Genomic DNA, 18535 nt, shown 5'->3' with positions numbered 1-18535 from the left:
TGGTTTGGATAATGCGCTCATCTACGCCATTGAAGAAGGAAATTTCAGCCACAGCGGTTTTAATTACACAACTTGGCTCAGCAGTGTATTGGAGAGAATGATTCGAAGAAATTTCAACTGGAATAGGATCGAGTTTGACGGGAACAATGGTTAATTTGTTTGTAGACATAATGGCACCTCCTTTGATTGATACATTTATCGTACCGGAGGTGCCTGATGTTTTATATGCGTTGTTTGATTACGGGCTTACAATTCATCTTGTGTACCTGCAAATGTAAACGATGTGAATGTTTCTGTAGAGAAAGCTGTACCTCCACTTGCAACATTGAAGATAGCACTTTTTGCAACTTCAGTTCCCACTGGAACATCTGAACCTTTTAAAACTAACACATATGTAATTTTTCCATTGCTGTTAGTTATAGTTACTCTTGAATCTGTATTTGTTAAACGAATGACGCTTGTACCTGCTGATGATTGTAATTCGATATATTTCCAGTTTGATTGAATATAGTTGCGAAGATTATCATAACCTTGTGTGCTAATGTCCATTACTTAGCTCCTTTCAACTGTCTTACTTGTTTTTCTAAACTGTCCAATGAATCGACAATTCTGTCCATTTGAGCATTTTGTTTTTCAATCTGTCCCATTAGTTTGTCTTCTCGTGTTTTTGCTTCTTTTCGTGTATCAAACAATAGCCATGCAAATATTGCTAAGATAAAGGGAACTGGCGTTAAATCTGGAGGTATCGAACTGATAAATTCAATCATTGTTATTTATCACTCCATTTCAAGTCATTGTAAATCATTAAAAGTCATTTCAAGTCATTTCAAGTCATAAATATGACTAAAAAAGAAGAGTGCGTTGAGGGGACGCACTCTTTGTGTGAAACTAAATAATAAAGTTAACATTATTAAGTGAGGAAACATTCAAGGAAGCGAAGGATTAAATCCTTCATTCACTACTAATATGTATTAATAATCAATGAAACATTTAATCTTTATCATAATAAGCATTTTGCACGATGCCTCATAAACCTTACAGCCATAAGGGACTCAAGAATCTTCTAAATGGTAAAGTTTTCTTTTTATCATAATAAGCATTTTGCGATATATCCCTTAATTCTTACAGCCACAAGTGTTTCAAGAGTTTTCGTTTTCGCTACCATACATTTTATCTTTATCATAATAAGCATTTTACAGTACATCACATGAACCTTAGAGTCACAAGGGTTTCAAGAATTTTCTAAACTTGGAACATTCTTTTCTTCATATAGTACAAACTTGCGGAAAAATTGATGAACCTTAGAGCCACAAGGGATTAAGGCGTATTAACTAGTGTCCACGCTATTTATTTTTCTGTATTAGCTACTAAAGCTTATTGCTTCCCTTAAATACCATCCAATTTTCAAGAAGAATGTTGATATATCAGCGTTTATAAAGTTTTTACATATTTTTACTATCGTTGAAACCCTTACTCTCTCTAGGGCTACAAAGTTTTTATCGCTTTATAACGCTTTTTTTCTCTATATTTCTTCATATAGTACAAACTTGAGAAAAAATTGACGAACCTTACAGTCACAAGGGTTTCAAGAGTTTTAAAAAACGTTACATTTTATTTTTGTCATATTTTCGCTTCCAGATTCACCTCGCTCCACCGTGATTGCTTGTGAGTCATCGTGAATCATCATGATCAATCAAGAGTCACATTTCTTACCATTTGAAGGTAATCAACATCAAGAAAGTTATGAAGTATCTGTGTATAGTATCCAAACATATTACGAACCTTGTAACCTAATTTTTTATTAATAATCATTTGCTTTAGCGCTCTTAAACCTAATTTAACTTTATCTTGGTCAGTGTAGTAAGTTAAATACTTTGTAGCATACTTAACACACTTATAAAACTCAACAATCTGTTTTGGGGAATATCCATAGTCCTTTAATAAATCTTGATACTCAAATGGAATATCTTTAATAGCGTTGTCTTTACGTATATCTAATTTATTGTTTGTTTTAGATTTGTTTTCTGTTTTATGGTGGTTCAATTGATTTTCAATTAAATCCTCTTGTACTGCGGTTTGTAACACTTCTTGTTCTTTTTGGCACGGTTCAATTGAATAACAATTAAAAACATAGATGTTTGTAGATGTTGACCCATCTGTTCTTTCAGTATCGTAAACTGTAATAATACCAAAATGTTTAGCTTTTTTTAGCATACGTTTAAATGTTGAACGAGAAATACCACCTTGATCTAACTCTTTACTTATAGCAGATAACTTGTTAATTGACACATTTGATACACCATACACCTTTGCTGCGTATCTCTTTAAACGATTAAAAGCAATTAGTTCTGATTTTGTAAATTCTGACTTATAGTCAACCATCCATTGTTCAATATTATTATTAAAATCCTTCAAACTTTTAAATTGGCTTAATGATTTAAATTGTTCTATTTTCCCCGTTCTCATCTTATATACCCCCACTCAGTATATTTGAGGGCATAACAAATACCAGTACATGACCTTGAATTTTTCTGACAAGTGTCCTATACTTAAATTATCTTTTTATGGTGTATTTGTTATACCATGCTAGGGAGTAAGATGTTGTGAGCATCTGACTCCCTCTTTTGTGTGCAAATTTACTTTTTTTCTTGTAGATTGAATTCTTTAGTAATGAAGATTTTGTGTACTAAATTCACACAAAAATTAAGCATTTGTTCATCAGTAAACCCTTCCTCTGGCATATTTAGTTTCGTGTTATGATAGTTTGTAATTTCTTTTAATTTCTTTTTAGAATCCGTTGATAATTTCAATGCAATTCCTTCTTAAACTTCAAGATTATTAAGTGGGTTATATTTGTCATTCTGGTCTCTCAAATCATTTCCCCACATTGCTGCATACTTTTCCGTCATCTTAATACTTGAATGTCTCATTAACTTCTGAACAGCAAATGTACTCATTCCAGATTGAATACACCGTTGGCAAAATGAATGTCTGAACGTGTGAGCAGTTAAACGTACATCTTTAAAATTCATTATTTTTGCTAAACGTTTAAATACATTTTGTACAGCATTAGCAGTCAAAGGTTGATTTTTATTATTTGTGTAAACATGTTCATTCAATACTTCAAATTTTTGTTCACAATAAACCTTATAGCTTGCTAATTCCTTCATTAATTTATCTGTGGCAGGTATTGTGTCATGTTGCCTTGTTTTTGTAGAGTAAACACTTATACTCTGATTTGTAAAATCGACATCTGACCATTTTAACGAACATAACTCACTTAAACGGATACCTGTTGAAATGAATGTGACAATGATAGAATAGTCCCTATAAGCGTAAAACGCCTTCTCACGCTGCTTAATTCTTCTGTAGTAGTTCAACATTTGTTTGATGTGGTAATCAGAAAATACTTCAATACGTATGTCTTCTTTTACTCGTTTAATTTTCTTTGCAGGATTCTTCTCAATCATTTCGATTTCCACTAAATAATTTAAAAAAGCATTCAAACGATTTAATTTGTGATTCAAACTTGTTGGGTTGTTTCTTAGAGTATTTTTACAGTACATTAGATACTTTTTAATTGTGTTTTGAGTAATATCTTGTACATTTATTACTTCATTTTCGTTACAGTAGTTAACAAATTGTCCTAAAATATCTTTGTAACCGATGATTGTTTTAGGTGATAAATTTTTAAATTCCCTATCGTCAATAAAATCTTGTAATGCAAATTTCAAGAGCAACAAAAAAAACCCCCTCATGGAGAACCATGAAGAGGTTTAGGTAAATGGTGCTAATTTCAGCAGCGACCATTTCACATTCTTAAATTTTAAAACTGCCTTGAACCCTTGATACTACACGTATTATGCTAGCGACAGGGATTGAACCTGCGACCTCTTGCTTACCATGCAAGTGCTCTACCTACTGAGCTACGCCAGCGTCAATCGTAATTATATCATATTTTTCTATTCTTTGAAACATTTTATTTCATTTATTATCCAAAATGTATCTATCTGATTCACTATAATCTACAAAAATTCAAATGAATGTAAGAATATCTAACAATAAAAATGAGAATTTTCTAAAAATGAGTTACACTGGTAAAACATTCAAGAAACTAGAAAGGAAGAAGATAAATGGACCAACAACAAACGCTTAAAAAATCTCCCCCAAAAACACCTTATCCGCGTGACTGTACGTTTAGCAAGGAGGATTGGACGACTCTTTCGACCTATTGGTATCCCATCGCACAAGCAGCTGAGGTAAACGAAAAGCCGCTTAGCGTTAAGCTATTAGATGTCAATTTAGTTGTATATCGCACTAAAAAACAAGTTGTCGTAGCTCGAGACCTCTGCGTTCATCGTGGCACTCCCCTTAGTATGGGTTGGGTAGAAGAGGAGGAAATTGTATGTCCTTATCACGGATTTCGCTATAACACAGAAGGAGCTTGTACATCGATACCAGCGCATCCTGATGCAAATATATCTCCTCGCCTCTGCATGACGGTTTACCCTGTTATCGAGCAATTTGGACTCATTTGGACATCGTTAACAGGCGAAATGGATAACATTCCACAGTTTCAGGCTTGGGATGACCCTGACTTTCAACAAATTGTTTGTCCTAGCTTTGATATAGGGGGTTCGGCAGGTCGACAGATGGAAGGCTTTTTGGATGTTGCACATTTTGCCTGGGTTCATACGGATACATTTGGCGATCGAAACAATGCCTTTGTTCCCAGATATAAGGTTGATAAAACAGACTATGGTTTAAACGTGGAATACTTAAGCACTGTAAGCAATTACTCTAAAGAACAAGCACACTTAAATCCAGAAAACTTTAAATGGCTGCGGGTATTTGACGTGTACCCACCTTTCACTGCTACACTAAAAGTTTATTTTCCTGAAGGTGGCCAGCTTTGGATTATGAATGCGGTTTGTCCAGTTTCCGCTCGTGAAACGCGCTTATTTGTACCTATTGCTCGCAACTTTGACAAAGATTCTCCTGTTGAAGGTGTTTATGACTTTAACCTTCGGGTATTCGATGAAGATCGCGAAATGGTTGAAAACCAAAAGCCCGAAGATCTCCCTCTTGATTTACAAATGGAAGCTCATATCGCAGCTGACCAAACATCCATTGCTTATCGAAAGCTACTAAAATCAATCGGGCTAAGCTTTATTTATACAAGTTAATTAAAAACGCGTCAGGCTAAAACTTGACGCGTTTTTATTACTCATATTTAATTCGAGCATACATGCATAAATCAACAAACATCCCTTTTGACTTTTCAACTTTTCGCAGAGTTCCCTCATACTGAAAATGATTTTTCTCTAGTAAATGAATGGACGCCTTGTTTGCTGGCTCTACTTTAGCCGATACCCTAACCATATCAAGGCTCACAAAACCATAATGAACCAATTGTTGAACTACCTCTGAACCATATCCTTGTCCCCAAAATACTTCGTCTATTTCATAGCCAATTTCTACATGCTGGTTATGAGTATCTATTTGATTAAATCCGCATGAACCAATAATCTTTGCTTGCTCTTTATGAAAGATTGTGTAGCGTAGTGCTTTTTGTTCCTTCGCTAGATTCTGTAGAAAAGCAATCATTTCCCTTGCTTGCTTTTCATCACAAAAAGAATCAATATTCATGAATTCAGTAACTTTTTGATTAGACCAAATTTTAAAAAGCTCCGGTGCGTGCTCAAGTTGGATTGGGGTTAGACAAATACGTTCACCTTGAAGAGATTGCCACATAACTCCTCATTCTCCTTTCAAGACTCATCATACTTTTTCACTATACAACGAACATATTCATAAAAAAAGGTAAGGTTCACTTATAAGTGAACCTTACCTTTTTTATTTTATTTAGCAAACTGTTCTCTTTTAACAGCTTGTTGGTCTTGTGTAACTCCGCTAACTGTTACTCGCTTCATAAAGAGCGATAAGACTAATGCCACCACTATAAGTATCGATGAAATTAAAAATGAATCATTGATCCCTTCAACCATGGCCTGCAGTCCAATTTGCTGTTGCAAATCAGCCGTTGGTGCAACGGCTCCATTACTCATTGCCTCTTTTGCTAATTCTTCTGCATGAAATTCTGTGCGGTTAGACATAACCGTTACAAGTAAAGCTGAACCAATAGCTCCTGACACTTGTTGTAACGTATTATTCATCGCTGTGCCGTGCGGATTAAATTGCTGTGGAAGCTGATTTAATCCGTTTGTCATAATCGGCATCATAACCATTGACATACCAAACATACGAGCCGTGTATAGGATAATTAGCTCCGTATATGTAGTTGTCAATGATAATTGACTAAACATATACGTCGTAACACCTGTGATAGCTAACCCAATTACAGCTAGCACGCGTGCGCCAAATTTATCAAACAGCTTGCCTGTAATTGGAGACATAATCCCCATCACTAAGGCTCCCGGTAATAACAATAATCCTGAATCTAAGGGCGAAATCCCTCGAGCACTCTGTACGTACATTGGTAGCAATAGCATTGCAGAGAATAATGCCATCGTAATAACAATTGAGATGGCAGATGACAATGCAAACATTGGATATTTAAAGATACGAAACTCTAGCATTGGTTTTTCAAGCTTAAACTGGCGAGTAATAAATAAAACCAACCCAATTACTCCAACGATAATCGTTCCGTATACTTCTAGTGATCCCCAGCCTTTATCTCCAGCTGAACTAAACCCGTACAGTAAACCACCAAATCCAAATACCGAAAGAATTAAAGAAAGCTTATCTAACTGAATATCTATCTTTTCTTTTTGATCTTTCAACAAGAAAAATGCTAATACAAGAACAACAAATGCAATTGGCGTCACAACGTGAAATAGCATTCTCCAGTCATAATGTTCAATTAACCATCCTGAAAGAGTTGGGCCGATTGCAGGTGCAAAAATCATCACCAATCCAAAAATACCCATTGCTCCTCCGCGCTTTTCAATTGGAAAGCTCGTTAACAGCACATTCATTAATAGCGGCATCATAATAGCTGCTCCTGATGCTTGAATAACACGTGCAGCTAACAATACTCCAAATTCCGGCGCTACTCCAGCTACTACTGTACCCGTTGTAAAAAGAGCCATCGCTGTTAAAAACAAGCCACGGACCGAGTATCGTTGAATTAAAAAAGCAGTGGTTGGAATCATGATACCATTGACAAGCATATAACCTGTCGTTAACCACTGAACGGTTGATGTTGTTACTCCTAACTCATTTTTTATAGATGGTAAAGCAATGTTTAATAATGTCTCATTAAGTAATGAAATAAATGCTCCTATAAGTAAAATACCAATAATTCCATATGGTGGTTTTTTTGTAGTTTGCATAAAGTTCCTCCTCTCACTAAACCATAAGTATATTTTTTTATACTATAAGTTCACATATTGTATATTATACCTTCAGTTCATTTTTTGCAACAAAAAAAAAGCTGTGATTTTAAAAGAGTTTGTGTAAACGTTTTTTCTCTTGTATCATAAATAAATAGACAGCTAGTACACTTTTATTGCAGGTGATGAAATGAATAAAAAACAAGAATTGATGCTAAAGAGCGCTCATAAGCTCTTTGTTGAAAAAGGATTCCAAGCAACATCTATACAAGATATCGTTGAAGATAGCGGCATTTCAAAAGGTACGTTTTATAATTACTTTTCGTCTAAGAATGAGCTAGTCATTAAAATTTTCGAGTCGGTTTATGATGAGTTAGAAACCAAAAGAAATGAATTTTTAATTGGCCAAAACCGTTCAGACTTAGATATATTCATTAAGCAAATTGAACTTCAGGTACAAATGCACCATCAAAATCAATTGTTTACACTATTTGAAGAGATTTTCTTTTCGAATAACGCTGAGCTAAAGGAGCATTTTAAACAAGCTCAGCTTTACGAATTACACTGGCTTTACAATCGATTAATTGACTTATTTGGCTCAGATAAAAAAGCTTACTTACTGGACTGCGCCATTATGTTTTTAGGCATTCTACACCGCAACTTTCACTACAGCGTCATGGCACACCATAACCAAATTGACGCACCTAAAATCATTCGTTATACCGTCGACCGATTAGTTCATCTAGTGAAAAATGTCTCTACTAGCCAAGAAATGCTTTTTGATCCTGACTTGCTAACACAGTGGATTCCTTTTCACAATCATTCTCCTCAAACAACAGAACAAAAGATTCGAGCCTCTATCTTATTAGTAACAAAAGAAGCGGAAGATGCTGATGATGTAGACAAGCCAAAAATTATTGAATTACTAACATTCTTACAAGAAGAGCTTATTCGTCAGCCTCAAATACGCTCGTTTGTCATTAGCAGTACTTTGCATGCTTTAAGCGAAACAGTAGTCGGTACATCAGAGGAGTTTAAACAGTTAAAAAACCTTATTCAACTCTTAATTGAAGAACAAAAAGAGCCACCTATGTAGGTAGCTCTTTTGTTTATTTTAAAGGCTTATTATTTTTAATATTTAATCCTAAGCCAAACGGGTATAGCGTTTCGCCTTTATTTGTGACAGAAGGAATAGCTACGGGAAGCTTTCCTTTTGGATCAGAAGCTCCAAAAATGGTTTTAACACCCGCTGGAATATTTGGCTGACGATAGCGTCCATTCGTGTATCCTTTAAAACCGTACACCGCCAAAACAGCATTAGCTTCTTCAAAATTTGCTATGTCATAAGGATTTCGCACACTCATTAATACAAACTTTTTACTCTGTGATTGACTGTAATTCATAACGGCTCTTGGGAAAGCTGTTGCCCATTTGGATGAATCTTGAATTGTGTCATCAATTACCCCATCGTTCACTGCCGGGTCATTTTTCACTATATATGAACCTGTGATAACATAATCAGCTTCATTTATCTTCTCTTTAGTTTCCTCTGTAAACGTCTTATTTTCAAATTCTAAACGTTCTACATCTACTGACTTAATCCTTTTTTTATCTATTAGCTCTTGAATTGTGCGCGCCATTGCATCCGTCTGGTCTTTGAAAGGGGCAACCACCAATACTTTTTCATGTTTTTTAGGTTTAAATGGCAAAGTACGCTTTTCATTTTTTAGTAATGTCACCGCTTCTTCTGCCATTTTTTCTTCTGCTTTTACATGCTCCTTGTTTCCTACTACCCTTAGAGCATTTTTCACTTTTTTATCTACATTTTGATCAGTTGCTTCATAAATGCCTCTCTTTATTTTCAAATCAATAATTCGTTCGGCAGAGTCATTGATCTCAGCCATTGGAATTTCTCCACTATGGACTGCGTTTATTACTCCGCTATAAACATCCTCTAAATTCTTTTCCATTTCAATAGAGTTGACTTGAGCGGGCATAAGTGCAATATCTACGCCAGCATTAATAGCCATAATAACAGCCTCTTCTTGGCCGAAATTATCCGAAATAGCTTTCATATTTAATGCATCTGTAACTACAATTCCATTGTATCCAAGCTCTTTTCGTAAAAGATCGGTTATAATCCCTCTCGATAATGTAGCTGGAACCGTAATTTGTTGACCATCCTTTTTACTTGTATACGTTGTGTCATCGAGGGCTGGAAATTGTAGATGCGCCGTCATAATCATGTCTACACCTGCATCCATCGCTTGTTTAAAAGGATAAAGTTCCACTTCATCTAAGCGCTTTTTATCATGTGATACAACAGGTAAACCGTAATGGCTATCTACCGCGGTATCTCCATGTCCTGGGAAATGCTTGGCTGCCGTTGCAATATTTTGTTTTTGTAATCCTTTAATTGTTTGAACACCTAATTTTGCTACTAACTTTGGGTCTGAGCTAAATGACCGGACACCTATCACCGGGTTTCCTGGGTTATTATTCACATCAATCGTCGGAGAAAAATTTACGTTAATGCCCAAAGAGGACAGCTCTTTACCGATAATCTCTCCAGTTTTATATGCATTTCGTTCTCTTCTAGTAGCACCAAGCGCCATATTTCCTGGCAGATTGGTTCCCGACTGTAGCCTTGTAACAATTCCACCTTCTTGATCGATTGTAACAAGAAGAGGAATATCTTCACTGGCACTTTGCAAACCATTAACCAATCGAACTGTTTGTTCAGTATCTACCACGTTTTCAGCGAACAAGATTACGCCGCCAATATGGTATTTTTTTATAATACTTCCTACTTCATCATTCATTTCAGTAAATCCAACAGCCATTTTATCCCCTTGCTTCTTCCAGTTACGAAAATCTGGCATCAGCATTTGACCAACTTTTTCTTCTAGCGTCATTTCTGAAACAATGCTTTTAGCATCAAGCGTTTCTTCTGCTGATACTAAAGGAGTCTTAAATGGGATAAGGATTGAGGTAGCTAAAGCTGCTACAAGCCCTACAGACATCACTTTTTTCATAAAATCCCTCTCCTTTTCATTTTATTTATAAAGTAAATATCCTTTTCGCAACTTTTGAAATTCGTTTATCTCCGGCTTCCACTCTGCGACAATTTCTTGAATTGACTTTCCACTTTCAATGCTTTCCCTAACTGAATTATTGCCCGCTAGCAAATCAAAGAATGGTTTATTTCCAGCGTTAAACGCAAAGTGGTTTGGGTATAAATCATGAATAGTTTTTACAATTGCTACCCCTGTTTTAACAGGTTCATATGTTGATTCATTAATTACGTGAATTTCAATTCCTCCTGAAAGTTTGCCACTATGCTTAGAGAAAGAAGGAGTGAAATAGGATGGACGAAACGTCACGCCTGGAAGTGCAAGTTTATTGAGCTCTTCAGCTAAATTACCTCCGTTAATAAAAGGTGCTCCAATGGTTTCAAATGGCTTAGTTGTTCCTCTTCCCTCTGAAACATTTGTACCCTCAATTAACGAAGCTCCCGGATATACAAGCGCTGTATCTGCTGTTGGCATGTTTGGTGAGGGAGCAACCCATTCTGTAGGCAAATCTTTTGCTGTCATTGATCGTTTCCAGCCTTTCATTTTGACTACGTTTAAATCAGCTCCAATATTAAACTCTTGATTAAATAATTGTGCTAATTCACCTACTGTCATACCGTGACGAATTGGAATAGGATACATGCCAACAAATGAAGTATACTCCTCTTGTAAAACCGGTCCTTCTATCTTCTGACCACCTAAGGGATTCGGTCGATCTAGAACAACGATAGGAATGTTATTTTCTTTTGCAGCTTCCATTGCGTAGGCCATTGTATAAATATAAGTGTAAAAGCGAGTTCCTACATCTTGAATATCAAAAACCAGCACTTCAACACCCTTTAGCATTTCAGGCGTTGGCTTTTTAGTTGGACCATACAAACTGTACACAGGAAGCCCCGTTTTTTGATCAATATAGAACTCTACGTGCTGACCAGCTTGAGCATCTCCTCTCACTCCATGTTCTGGTCCGTATAGTGAGACAAGATCAAAAGCTTTATGTTCATTAAAAATATCAACAATACTTTTAAGCTCTTGATTAACACCTGTTGGGTTTGTAATGAGTCCTACTTTTTTTCCTTCTAAAAGTTGTAACTCATCTTCTAAAAGAACTTCAACACCTAACTTAAAACTCTGTTTCTTCCCAGGTCCCTTTGCTTCACTGGGTGAAGTGAAAAAAGGTACTGCTATACTAACTAAAAGAACAGCTATTAAAACTCCCATTGACCATCTCTTCATTTATAATCCGCTCCATTTCGTTTATAGTTTGAAATGGTTCCTTCTCATGCTGCAGAGTATAAAATGTCTAAAAAGGATACCTATTAGGTTTTGCAAATAAAAATCTTTTATTCTCTTATTAACCTGAGACTATAGGCTTGCTGAGCAAGTTCTAATAACTCTATATCTTCTGGATGAATATGTCCTATTACGTTAACTCGCTCATCAGCCGGCAAGTCATTCAAACCAATGTGAACTTCACCTTGGTATCTTCCATACCGCTCATTGTCCATCGTAATGGTTCCTCGCGGTCGCCTAATTGTTTGACTTGGCTTTATGCTCTGACTTGTACGCGTTCCTTGTAATCGCACAACGTCTCGTGAGCGATCAGGACGTAGTTGGTATGTACATGCTGGCAGCGTTTCCGTCACCATACGAAGAGTTAATATCCTATGCTTATTCCAATCGGCTAACGCATTTACTATCTCTTCATTGAATTCAGGATCTCCAATATAAATACTGCTAATCCCTTCTTCGACTAGACAGACTGCTGCTAACAGCGTGTTTGTGGTACGATGCTGTTCTAAAGTAGGTAACCCTTCAAACAAAGGTCCTCGTTTTTCTTTTTGCCCTGCCACAAACGCAATGACTGGAATCTGCTGTTGAAAAAACATGTGATTTTGCTGTCGAAAAAACACTTCATCCAATCCCGTTTCACGTCTTGGATAAAAGTTGTGCCATCCAACTAACTGATTTGCTTCTATGCCTGCTGTAACCAACGCAGTAAGAAAGCTTTCTGACACTGTACTGGCATTAACAGCTAACTTAAAAAACTGAGAAAGGTAAATAATATCTTCTACTTCAAACCCATCGTCTAACCGAATACCCGTTACGCCTAAGGTGACTAAATCTTCTAATTGAGGAATCTGCAGATGAATAGGTGTATGTTTAGAAACATCAGCATAAACTTCCATTTCATGCTGTTTTGCTACTTGCAGTAAATGTTTAGCTTTTTGAGCAAGATGGCCTGTTTCTTCAGGAATGTGAAGCGAGGTAAACGCTCGCTTCACACCTTTTTTACTTGCTTCCATAATTCTTTGTTCAGCGAACTGATCGTTTAAATAAAAAGAAATACCTATCAATCGAACTCTCCTGCCATTTCATCTTTAAATCCAAATCCGTATGTGAATAAAAATCCTGCTATATATGCAATCAATAATCCAACTAGATATAAAATAATTTGATGTGCATGAACAAGGAACGTTAACGGTAACCCTGAAACCCCTACCGCAACAGTTGCAATATTAAAATATGCTTGGAAAGCACCTCCAACTCCAGCACCTAAACAAGCCGTTAAGAACGGTCGTCCTAGTGGCAGTGTTACTCCAAAGATAAGTGGTTCACCAATTCCTAACATTCCAGAAGGTAACGCTCCACCAATTGCTCGTTTTAAACGTTTTTTCTTTGTCTTTGCATAAATAGCAAAAGCGGCTCCTACTTGACCCGCTCCGCCCATCGCAAGAATAGGTAATAAAGGGTCATCCCCGATTGAATTGATGAGTTCTAAGTGGACAGGCGTTAACCCTTGATGTAGTCCCGTTACAACAAGCGGTAAGAATGCTGCCCCCAGTACAAAGCCAGCCACAATCCCTCCTAAGTCAAGCACGCTCAGTAACCCTTTTGTAATTAAATCTGAAATGAATCCTCCAAGAGGCATAAAGACGATATACGTAACAATTCCAGTAACAAGAAGAGCTACAGTAGGTGTTACAATAACATCCAAAGATTGAGGTACAAACGGTCGAACTTTTTTCTCAACAATGGCAATAAAAATAGCGGCAAATAATACGCCAATTAAACCGCCTCGACCAGGCAATAACGCTTCTCCAAAAAGCTGAATGTCTCCCACCGCTGGATTTATAACTAAAATACCAGCCAGACCTCCTAAAGCTGGTGATCCACCAAACTCTTTTGCTGCGTTAATCCCAACTAAGATACCTAGATAAGCAAATAAACCGCTTCCAATAGCTGTTAGAATTAAAGCCAGCTGTGAATCTGCTGCTAACCACTCTGCCTGCACAACTGACTTTGTAATTCCTGTAATTAATCCAGAGGCTACAAGAGCTGGAATTAATGGAATAAAAATACTTGCGATTCTTCGTAAAAACAGCTTAAACGGTGTTTGATTTTTTGCTTTTAGTTCACTCTTCTTTTGAGCAGCTCGTTCGCTTAAATCAAGACCACCAGCTTCATCTATCAGCTGACCAAATGCTTCTGTTACCACCGTAACTTTACCCGGTCCCAAAATAATTTGAAGCGTCTCTTCTTCTACGACTCCTAATACACCTTCCGTACGCTTAATAGTGTCTAAGTTTACTAGACTGGCATCTATTACTTTTACTCTTAAACGCGTCATACAATGAGTATATTCGTTAATATTACTAGCGCCTCCGAGATTTTCTAATATTGATTTTGCTAACACTTTATTTTCTGTTGACATGCTAGCTCCCCCTTTGTTTTACTGTTTCTCCAAAGTTTTGATGTATAGAACCTTACTTTTGTTTATCTTTTAAGAATTGAATTGCTTCTCTTGTACGATCTATATATCCAACAGTTTCATCATATTTCGTACTTGCCATGGCCAAAAACAGTGTATCAATGACGTAAAGCTGAGCCAACCTTGATGAAGTAGCTGCACTTCGAAACGGCGCTTCTCTTGTATAGGAAGTATGAAGTGAAATATCTGTTAGAGCTGATACTGACGATAACCCTTGCTTTGTTAAGCTAATGGTTGTTAAACCTCGCTTTTTTGCTAAGGATAAAATATTAATAACCTCAGATGTTTCTCCTGAAAAAGAAATCCCTACGACAACATCATCAGCTCCTGCATTTGCAATTAAAGTCGCTACTATATGCACATCAGTAAAGGCTGTCGCTCCCTTATTCACTCGTAAAAACTTCTGCTGCGCATCCATGGCAATGATGTGAGAAGCTCCAACACCAAAAAAGTGTATGGTTCTTGCCTTGCTTAAAGCGCTAACGGCTCTTTCAATTTCTTCGTGCTGTAATAGCTCAGAAGTATCACTAATGCTTTGAACGCTATTAATTGTTGTTTTTTTTACAATAGATTGTATCGTATCGTGAGGTGTAATATCACGATATCCTTGCTCCACTTTTGTGCTTAAATCTCCTGCTATCCGAACCTTTAAATCTTGAAACCCCTTTACACCCAACGATTTACAAAGGCGAATAACAGCAGCTCCGCTAGCACCTGCTAATGAACCTAATTCACCAGCTGTGTAATCCATCACGGCTTCAGGTTGAGCTAAAATATATTCTGCGATTTTCTTCTCAGAAGCAGGTAGCTGTGGAAGTAGAGCGTGAATGATTCTTAATCCGCCTGTCGCCATTTTTCTCTCTCCTTTTCACTTGCTGTGCTCGATTGCTTTTCTAACGTACCCATCATTTTTTTCTAGGAGAGTTCGTGCTTCTTCAACTGTTGTTTGCGTTTTAATCATAACAATAGCTGTCTTCACTTCATTATTAGCCTCTTCTAGCGCTTTTTTCGCTTCTTCATATGGTGCTGCTGTTACTTTTTCGATAATTCCAACTGCTCGTTCTTTTAACTTGTAATTACTTACATTTACGTCAACCATTAAATTTCCATATGCTTTTCCGAGTTTAATCATAGAAGCCGTTGAAATCATATTTAAAATCATTTTATGAGCTGTTGCAGACTTTAAACGTGTTGATCCTGTTAAAATTTCAGGGCCTACAATTACTTCTATTGCTCGATCCGCCACTTGCGAAATAGCTGCATTTTCATTACACGATAAGGCAATGGCTTTCGCTCCAATGCTTTTCGCATACCGCAAAGCTCCAATTACATACGGGGTTCTTCCACTAGCAGCGATTCCAATAACCGTATCAGCGCTTGTTAATTCAATTCTTTGTAGATCCTGCACACCGCCTTCTTCACTATCTTCTGCTCCTTCAGCCGCTTTTGTAAATGCACTTGCTCCTCCAGCCATAATTCCTTGTACAGCGGATGGATGCGTACTAAAAGTAGGAGGACACTCGACAGCATCTAGAACACCTAATCGACCACTTGTACCAGCGCCGATATAAATGAGTCTACCACCGGCTTTTAAAGACTGGACGACATATTCAACGGTTGCTTCGATATCTGGTAAAACTGCATTAACAGCTACAGCTACTTTTTGATCTTCTTCGTTCATAATACGTAAAATATCAGCTGTATTTTCAGCATCGATATTCATTGTGCGTTCGTTGCGAGATTCTGTTGTTAGTATTGTTAGGTTTCTGTCCATGACTTTTCCTCCTGTAAAACAGTTAAATTTACATTCATTATAATTTCATTAAAATAAAATTTCAATAACTAATTAAACTTATTAAAATAAAATTTCAAATAGAACTTTTTCTTTTCTACGTAAAAAAAACATGCGCTGATTAACAATCTGCACATGCTTCTAAGCACCGATTTATTTTCCCCCTGTAAACGAAATACCTTTAACAAAGTATTTATTAAAAAAGGCATATAGCAATAACATTGGTAATGTAAAGACCATTGACGCAGCCATAATATAGTTCCAATAACTAATATATTGACCTTTGAACGTATTAAGGCCGAGAGTTAGCGTGAACATTTCCGTATCTGACATAACAATTAAAGGTCGCATAAAATCATTCCAAAAGCCCATGAACACAAAAATTGCTTGCGCAGCTAGAGCCGGCTTTGCCAGTGGAAGAACTACTTTAAAGAATGTTCCAAATTTAGACAACCCATCTAGTTCCGCTGCTTCTTCAAGCTCTTTTGGAAAATTAATAAAAAATTGTCGCATCATAAAGATGAACGTTGCGTTTACCATTGCCGGTACAATCATTCCTTGATACGTATTTAACCAGCCAAGCTCTTTTAAAATTAAAAAATTAGGGATCATAGTAACTTGTCCTGGAATCATAAGTACGGCTAAAATCATCATGAATATGCTCTTTTTCCCAGGAAAGCTCAGCCTAGCAAGTGCATATCCTGCCATAGAATTAAACAGTAAATTTAAAGCTGTTCCAACAATAGCTATAAACAAACTATTAAATAACCAGCGAGGAAACAGTTTTTGTTCAATAAAAATTTGCTTATAATTTTCGAAAGTAAAATCTTTTGGTATAAAGTTCATCGTTCCTGAAACAATTTCTTCTAACGTTTTAAAAGAGGCTGACATTGCCCAAATAAAAGTAGAGTAAGCATCCAACGCCTTTCTACATTTCTGTAGTAGGTTTTCGAATGCTCCTCACCGAACCGGACTTACATCTCTCGATGTATCCGGCTCTCCATCTGTCACCTGCTAGACTTCACCTTTATGCCTTTTAATATGGCATTCTTTACATAACGCAATAGTCTTGCGATTCCTCGCGACCATTCGTTTTTCTAAAGAAGACTTGTTCGGCTTATTCCTTATATCTTTTAATCTTTTAACGTGATGCATGTGAATAGTTGTGTTTGTTTTCCCACATAATTCACATTGTTCTGCCTTGATTCGGTCAGAGAGTTTAGTTGTACTTTGCACGTAACGATTGTTTGGGATAAGGTCTAATTCTGCTTCTTTCAGACTCTTTTGTCGTGGAAAACTTCTTTCGATGAAAGATAGTTTCCTTTCCCCATGAGTTGTTTTATAAGTGATAGTAAATCGTTTGTTTCTCTCATAACGTTTACGAATCTTCTTTGTGGCTACTCTATATTTACATGCAAAAGTTCTTAACATAGAGTAGTACATAAAGTAAGCAAAACGATGCATATGATTACTCACGTTTTCTGCTAGCCGATAGTAATTGTACAATCCTCTTATCTCACTGTTATATTGCGAAACAATCTCTAAATCTTCATTGTGCATGAAGTATACTCTCTCTTTTGGCATCCAAGTACCATCGGTACTCATTCTAATCGCTTGATATTGCTTTAGTTTATTAACCCAAGCTTCATGAGGCATTTTTAATTGAACTTTTCCATTTAGGTATCTGCATACTCTTCCAATGGCGTCCCTTCGAGGCTCACTCCCTGAGAAAATACGAATTTTATAACCAAGAAAATTCGCATGCTTTTCAGATGCATGTGTAATTAATGTCTTCTCCTGAGAGAGTTCCAATTTAAGTGTCTTCATCAGATAATTTGTTAATGCTTCTTTAACACCCCTAGCATCTTCCTTTGACCCGATTACGCCAATAAGAAAATCATCGGCATATCGTACATAAGTAAGACGTCTATAAGTGGAGTCCATTGGATTACTATAAGAAATGGATCGCAATGCCTTCCTTATTTCTTTTGCCTTGTTTAATTGCTGCTGGGCTTCATCATGGAGTTCATTCTCTAATGCCAACTTATATTTTCGGAATGCGGTTCTCATTTGAGTATATTTTCTTACGTATTCTGGATTATCTTTTCTTTTTCTACCTTTTCTAAATTCTTCTATGGACTTTTTCATATACTGGTCCAATTCATTTAGGTAGATGTTTGAAAGGAGAGGACTGATAATACCGCCTTGTGGTGCCCCACTGAATGTATTATGAAACTTCCACTCCTCCATATATCCAGCACGAAGAAATTTCCATACCAGTTCAATAAATGCCTCATCATCAATGCGCTTTCTCAAGATACCAACGAGAGTATGATGGTCAATATTATCAAAAAAACCTTTGATATCCCCTTCGACAAACCACCGGCTTCCTGTAAATGTTCGCTGGATTTCCTGAAGTGCAGTATGGCAACTCTTTTTCTTCTGATAAGCATGAGATGACGTTGAAAAAGTTGGTTCATATATAGCCTCTAATATCATTCTCACTACTTCCTGCACCAATTTATCTGTGAAGCTTGGTAGA

17 protein-coding genes and 1 tRNA gene are annotated in these 18535 nt (G+C 36.7%); 2 read left to right on the top strand and 16 right to left on the bottom strand.

Translation table 11 applies throughout. The features are described from left to right. Positions 1 to 246: 246 nt before the first annotated feature. From A2U94_RS17860 to A2U94_RS17840, 6 genes are all read right to left on the bottom strand, one after another. Positions 247 to 549 carry a hypothetical protein gene (locus A2U94_RS17860; RefSeq protein ID WP_025911368.1) on the bottom strand — a complete coding sequence of 101 codons (303 nt, stop codon included), beginning with the start codon at positions 547 to 549 and terminating at the stop codon, positions 247 to 249. After that, complete coding sequence (locus A2U94_RS17855) at positions 549 to 767, bottom strand: hypothetical protein (protein WP_025911370.1); 219 nt, start codon at positions 765 to 767, stop codon at positions 549 to 551. Before A2U94_RS17855 ends, A2U94_RS17860 begins: the two co-directional genes overlap by 1 nt. A 922-nt stretch (positions 768 to 1689) precedes the next feature. Then, positions 1690 to 2466, bottom strand: coding sequence for a hypothetical protein (locus A2U94_RS17850; RefSeq protein ID WP_025911371.1), 777 nt, complete (start codon positions 2464 to 2466; stop codon positions 1690 to 1692). A gap of 170 nt (positions 2467 to 2636) precedes the next feature. Beyond that, positions 2637 to 2810 (bottom strand): hypothetical protein, encoded by a 174-nt coding sequence (locus tag A2U94_RS21330; RefSeq protein ID WP_156482287.1) that lies wholly within the window; start codon positions 2808 to 2810, stop codon positions 2637 to 2639. A 12-nt stretch (positions 2811 to 2822) separates the two neighbouring features. Beyond that, positions 2823 to 3740 carry a tyrosine-type recombinase/integrase gene (locus tag A2U94_RS17845; RefSeq protein ID WP_025911373.1) on the bottom strand — a complete coding sequence of 306 codons (918 nt, stop codon included), beginning with the start codon at positions 3738 to 3740 and terminating at the stop codon, positions 2823 to 2825. Between the two features lie 123 nt (positions 3741 to 3863). After that, a tRNA-Thr gene (locus tag A2U94_RS17840) sits at positions 3864 to 3936 on the bottom strand. A gap of 197 nt (positions 3937 to 4133) precedes the next feature. Between A2U94_RS17840 and A2U94_RS17835 the strand changes: the two genes are divergently transcribed. Further along, the gene (locus A2U94_RS17835) at positions 4134 to 5186 is read left to right on the top strand and encodes a Rieske 2Fe-2S domain-containing protein (protein WP_025911375.1); all 1053 of its coding nucleotides are present in this window, start codon (positions 4134 to 4136) and stop codon (positions 5184 to 5186) included. Between the two features lie 37 nt (positions 5187 to 5223). Here A2U94_RS17835 and A2U94_RS17830 read toward each other — a convergent pair whose 3' ends face one another. Further along, positions 5224 to 5754, bottom strand: coding sequence for a GNAT family N-acetyltransferase (locus tag A2U94_RS17830; RefSeq protein ID WP_025911376.1), 531 nt, complete (start codon positions 5752 to 5754; stop codon positions 5224 to 5226). A 107-nt stretch (positions 5755 to 5861) separates the two neighbouring features. After that, a complete protein-coding gene (locus tag A2U94_RS17825) occupies positions 5862 to 7355 on the bottom strand; it encodes a DHA2 family efflux MFS transporter permease subunit (RefSeq protein WP_025911377.1) in 1494 nt (497 codons plus the stop codon). Between the two features lie 190 nt (positions 7356 to 7545). Between A2U94_RS17825 and A2U94_RS17820 the strand changes: the two genes are divergently transcribed. Further along, a complete protein-coding gene (locus tag A2U94_RS17820; protein ID WP_025911378.1) occupies positions 7546 to 8451 on the top strand; it encodes a TetR/AcrR family transcriptional regulator in 906 nt (301 codons plus the stop codon). Positions 8452 to 8464: 13 nt separating this feature from the next. Here the strand turns inward: A2U94_RS17820 and A2U94_RS17815 are convergent, their stop codons facing one another. The 8 genes from A2U94_RS17815 to A2U94_RS17780 all read right to left on the bottom strand — a co-directional run. After that, complete coding sequence (locus A2U94_RS17815; protein ID WP_025911379.1) at positions 8465 to 10390, bottom strand: glycoside hydrolase family 3 protein; 1926 nt, start codon at positions 10388 to 10390, stop codon at positions 8465 to 8467. Positions 10391 to 10411: 21 nt separating this feature from the next. Next, positions 10412 to 11665: an exo-beta-N-acetylmuramidase NamZ family protein gene (locus tag A2U94_RS17810; RefSeq protein ID WP_025911380.1), complete on the bottom strand. Its 1254-nt coding sequence runs from the start codon at positions 11663 to 11665 to the stop codon at positions 10412 to 10414. Between the two features lie 107 nt (positions 11666 to 11772). Next, positions 11773 to 12786, bottom strand: a complete 1014-nt coding sequence (locus A2U94_RS17805) for a MupG family TIM beta-alpha barrel fold protein (protein WP_025911381.1) — start codon at positions 12784 to 12786, stop codon at positions 11773 to 11775. Further along, on the bottom strand, positions 12783 to 14144 hold the full coding sequence (locus tag A2U94_RS17800) for a PTS transporter subunit EIIC (RefSeq protein WP_025911382.1): 1362 nt from the start codon (positions 14142 to 14144) through the stop codon (positions 12783 to 12785). Before A2U94_RS17800 ends, A2U94_RS17805 begins: the two co-directional genes overlap by 4 nt. Positions 14145 to 14196: 52 nt before the next feature. Then, a complete protein-coding gene (locus tag A2U94_RS17795; protein WP_025911383.1) occupies positions 14197 to 15054 on the bottom strand; it encodes a MurR/RpiR family transcriptional regulator in 858 nt (285 codons plus the stop codon). Between the two features lie 15 nt (positions 15055 to 15069). Continuing rightward, positions 15070 to 15975, bottom strand: coding sequence for an N-acetylmuramic acid 6-phosphate etherase (gene murQ / locus A2U94_RS17790; protein ID WP_025911384.1), 906 nt, complete (start codon positions 15973 to 15975; stop codon positions 15070 to 15072). A gap of 171 nt (positions 15976 to 16146) precedes the next feature. After that, on the bottom strand, positions 16147 to 16914 hold the full coding sequence (locus A2U94_RS17785) for a carbohydrate ABC transporter permease (RefSeq protein ID WP_062954740.1): 768 nt from the start codon (positions 16912 to 16914) through the stop codon (positions 16147 to 16149). A 93-nt stretch (positions 16915 to 17007) separates the two neighbouring features. After that, positions 17008 to 18535 (bottom strand): reverse transcriptase domain-containing protein (locus A2U94_RS17780; RefSeq protein ID WP_062954739.1); only part of this gene is annotated, 1528 nt, incomplete at its 5' end.

This window comes from Bacillus sp. VT 712, from assembly GCF_001614195.1.
Lineage (GTDB): Bacteria > Bacillota > Bacilli > Bacillales > Bacillaceae_H > Priestia > Priestia flexa.
The sequence above is the reverse complement of the archived record's forward strand: the minus strand, read 5'-3'. Positions and strand labels throughout refer to the sequence as shown.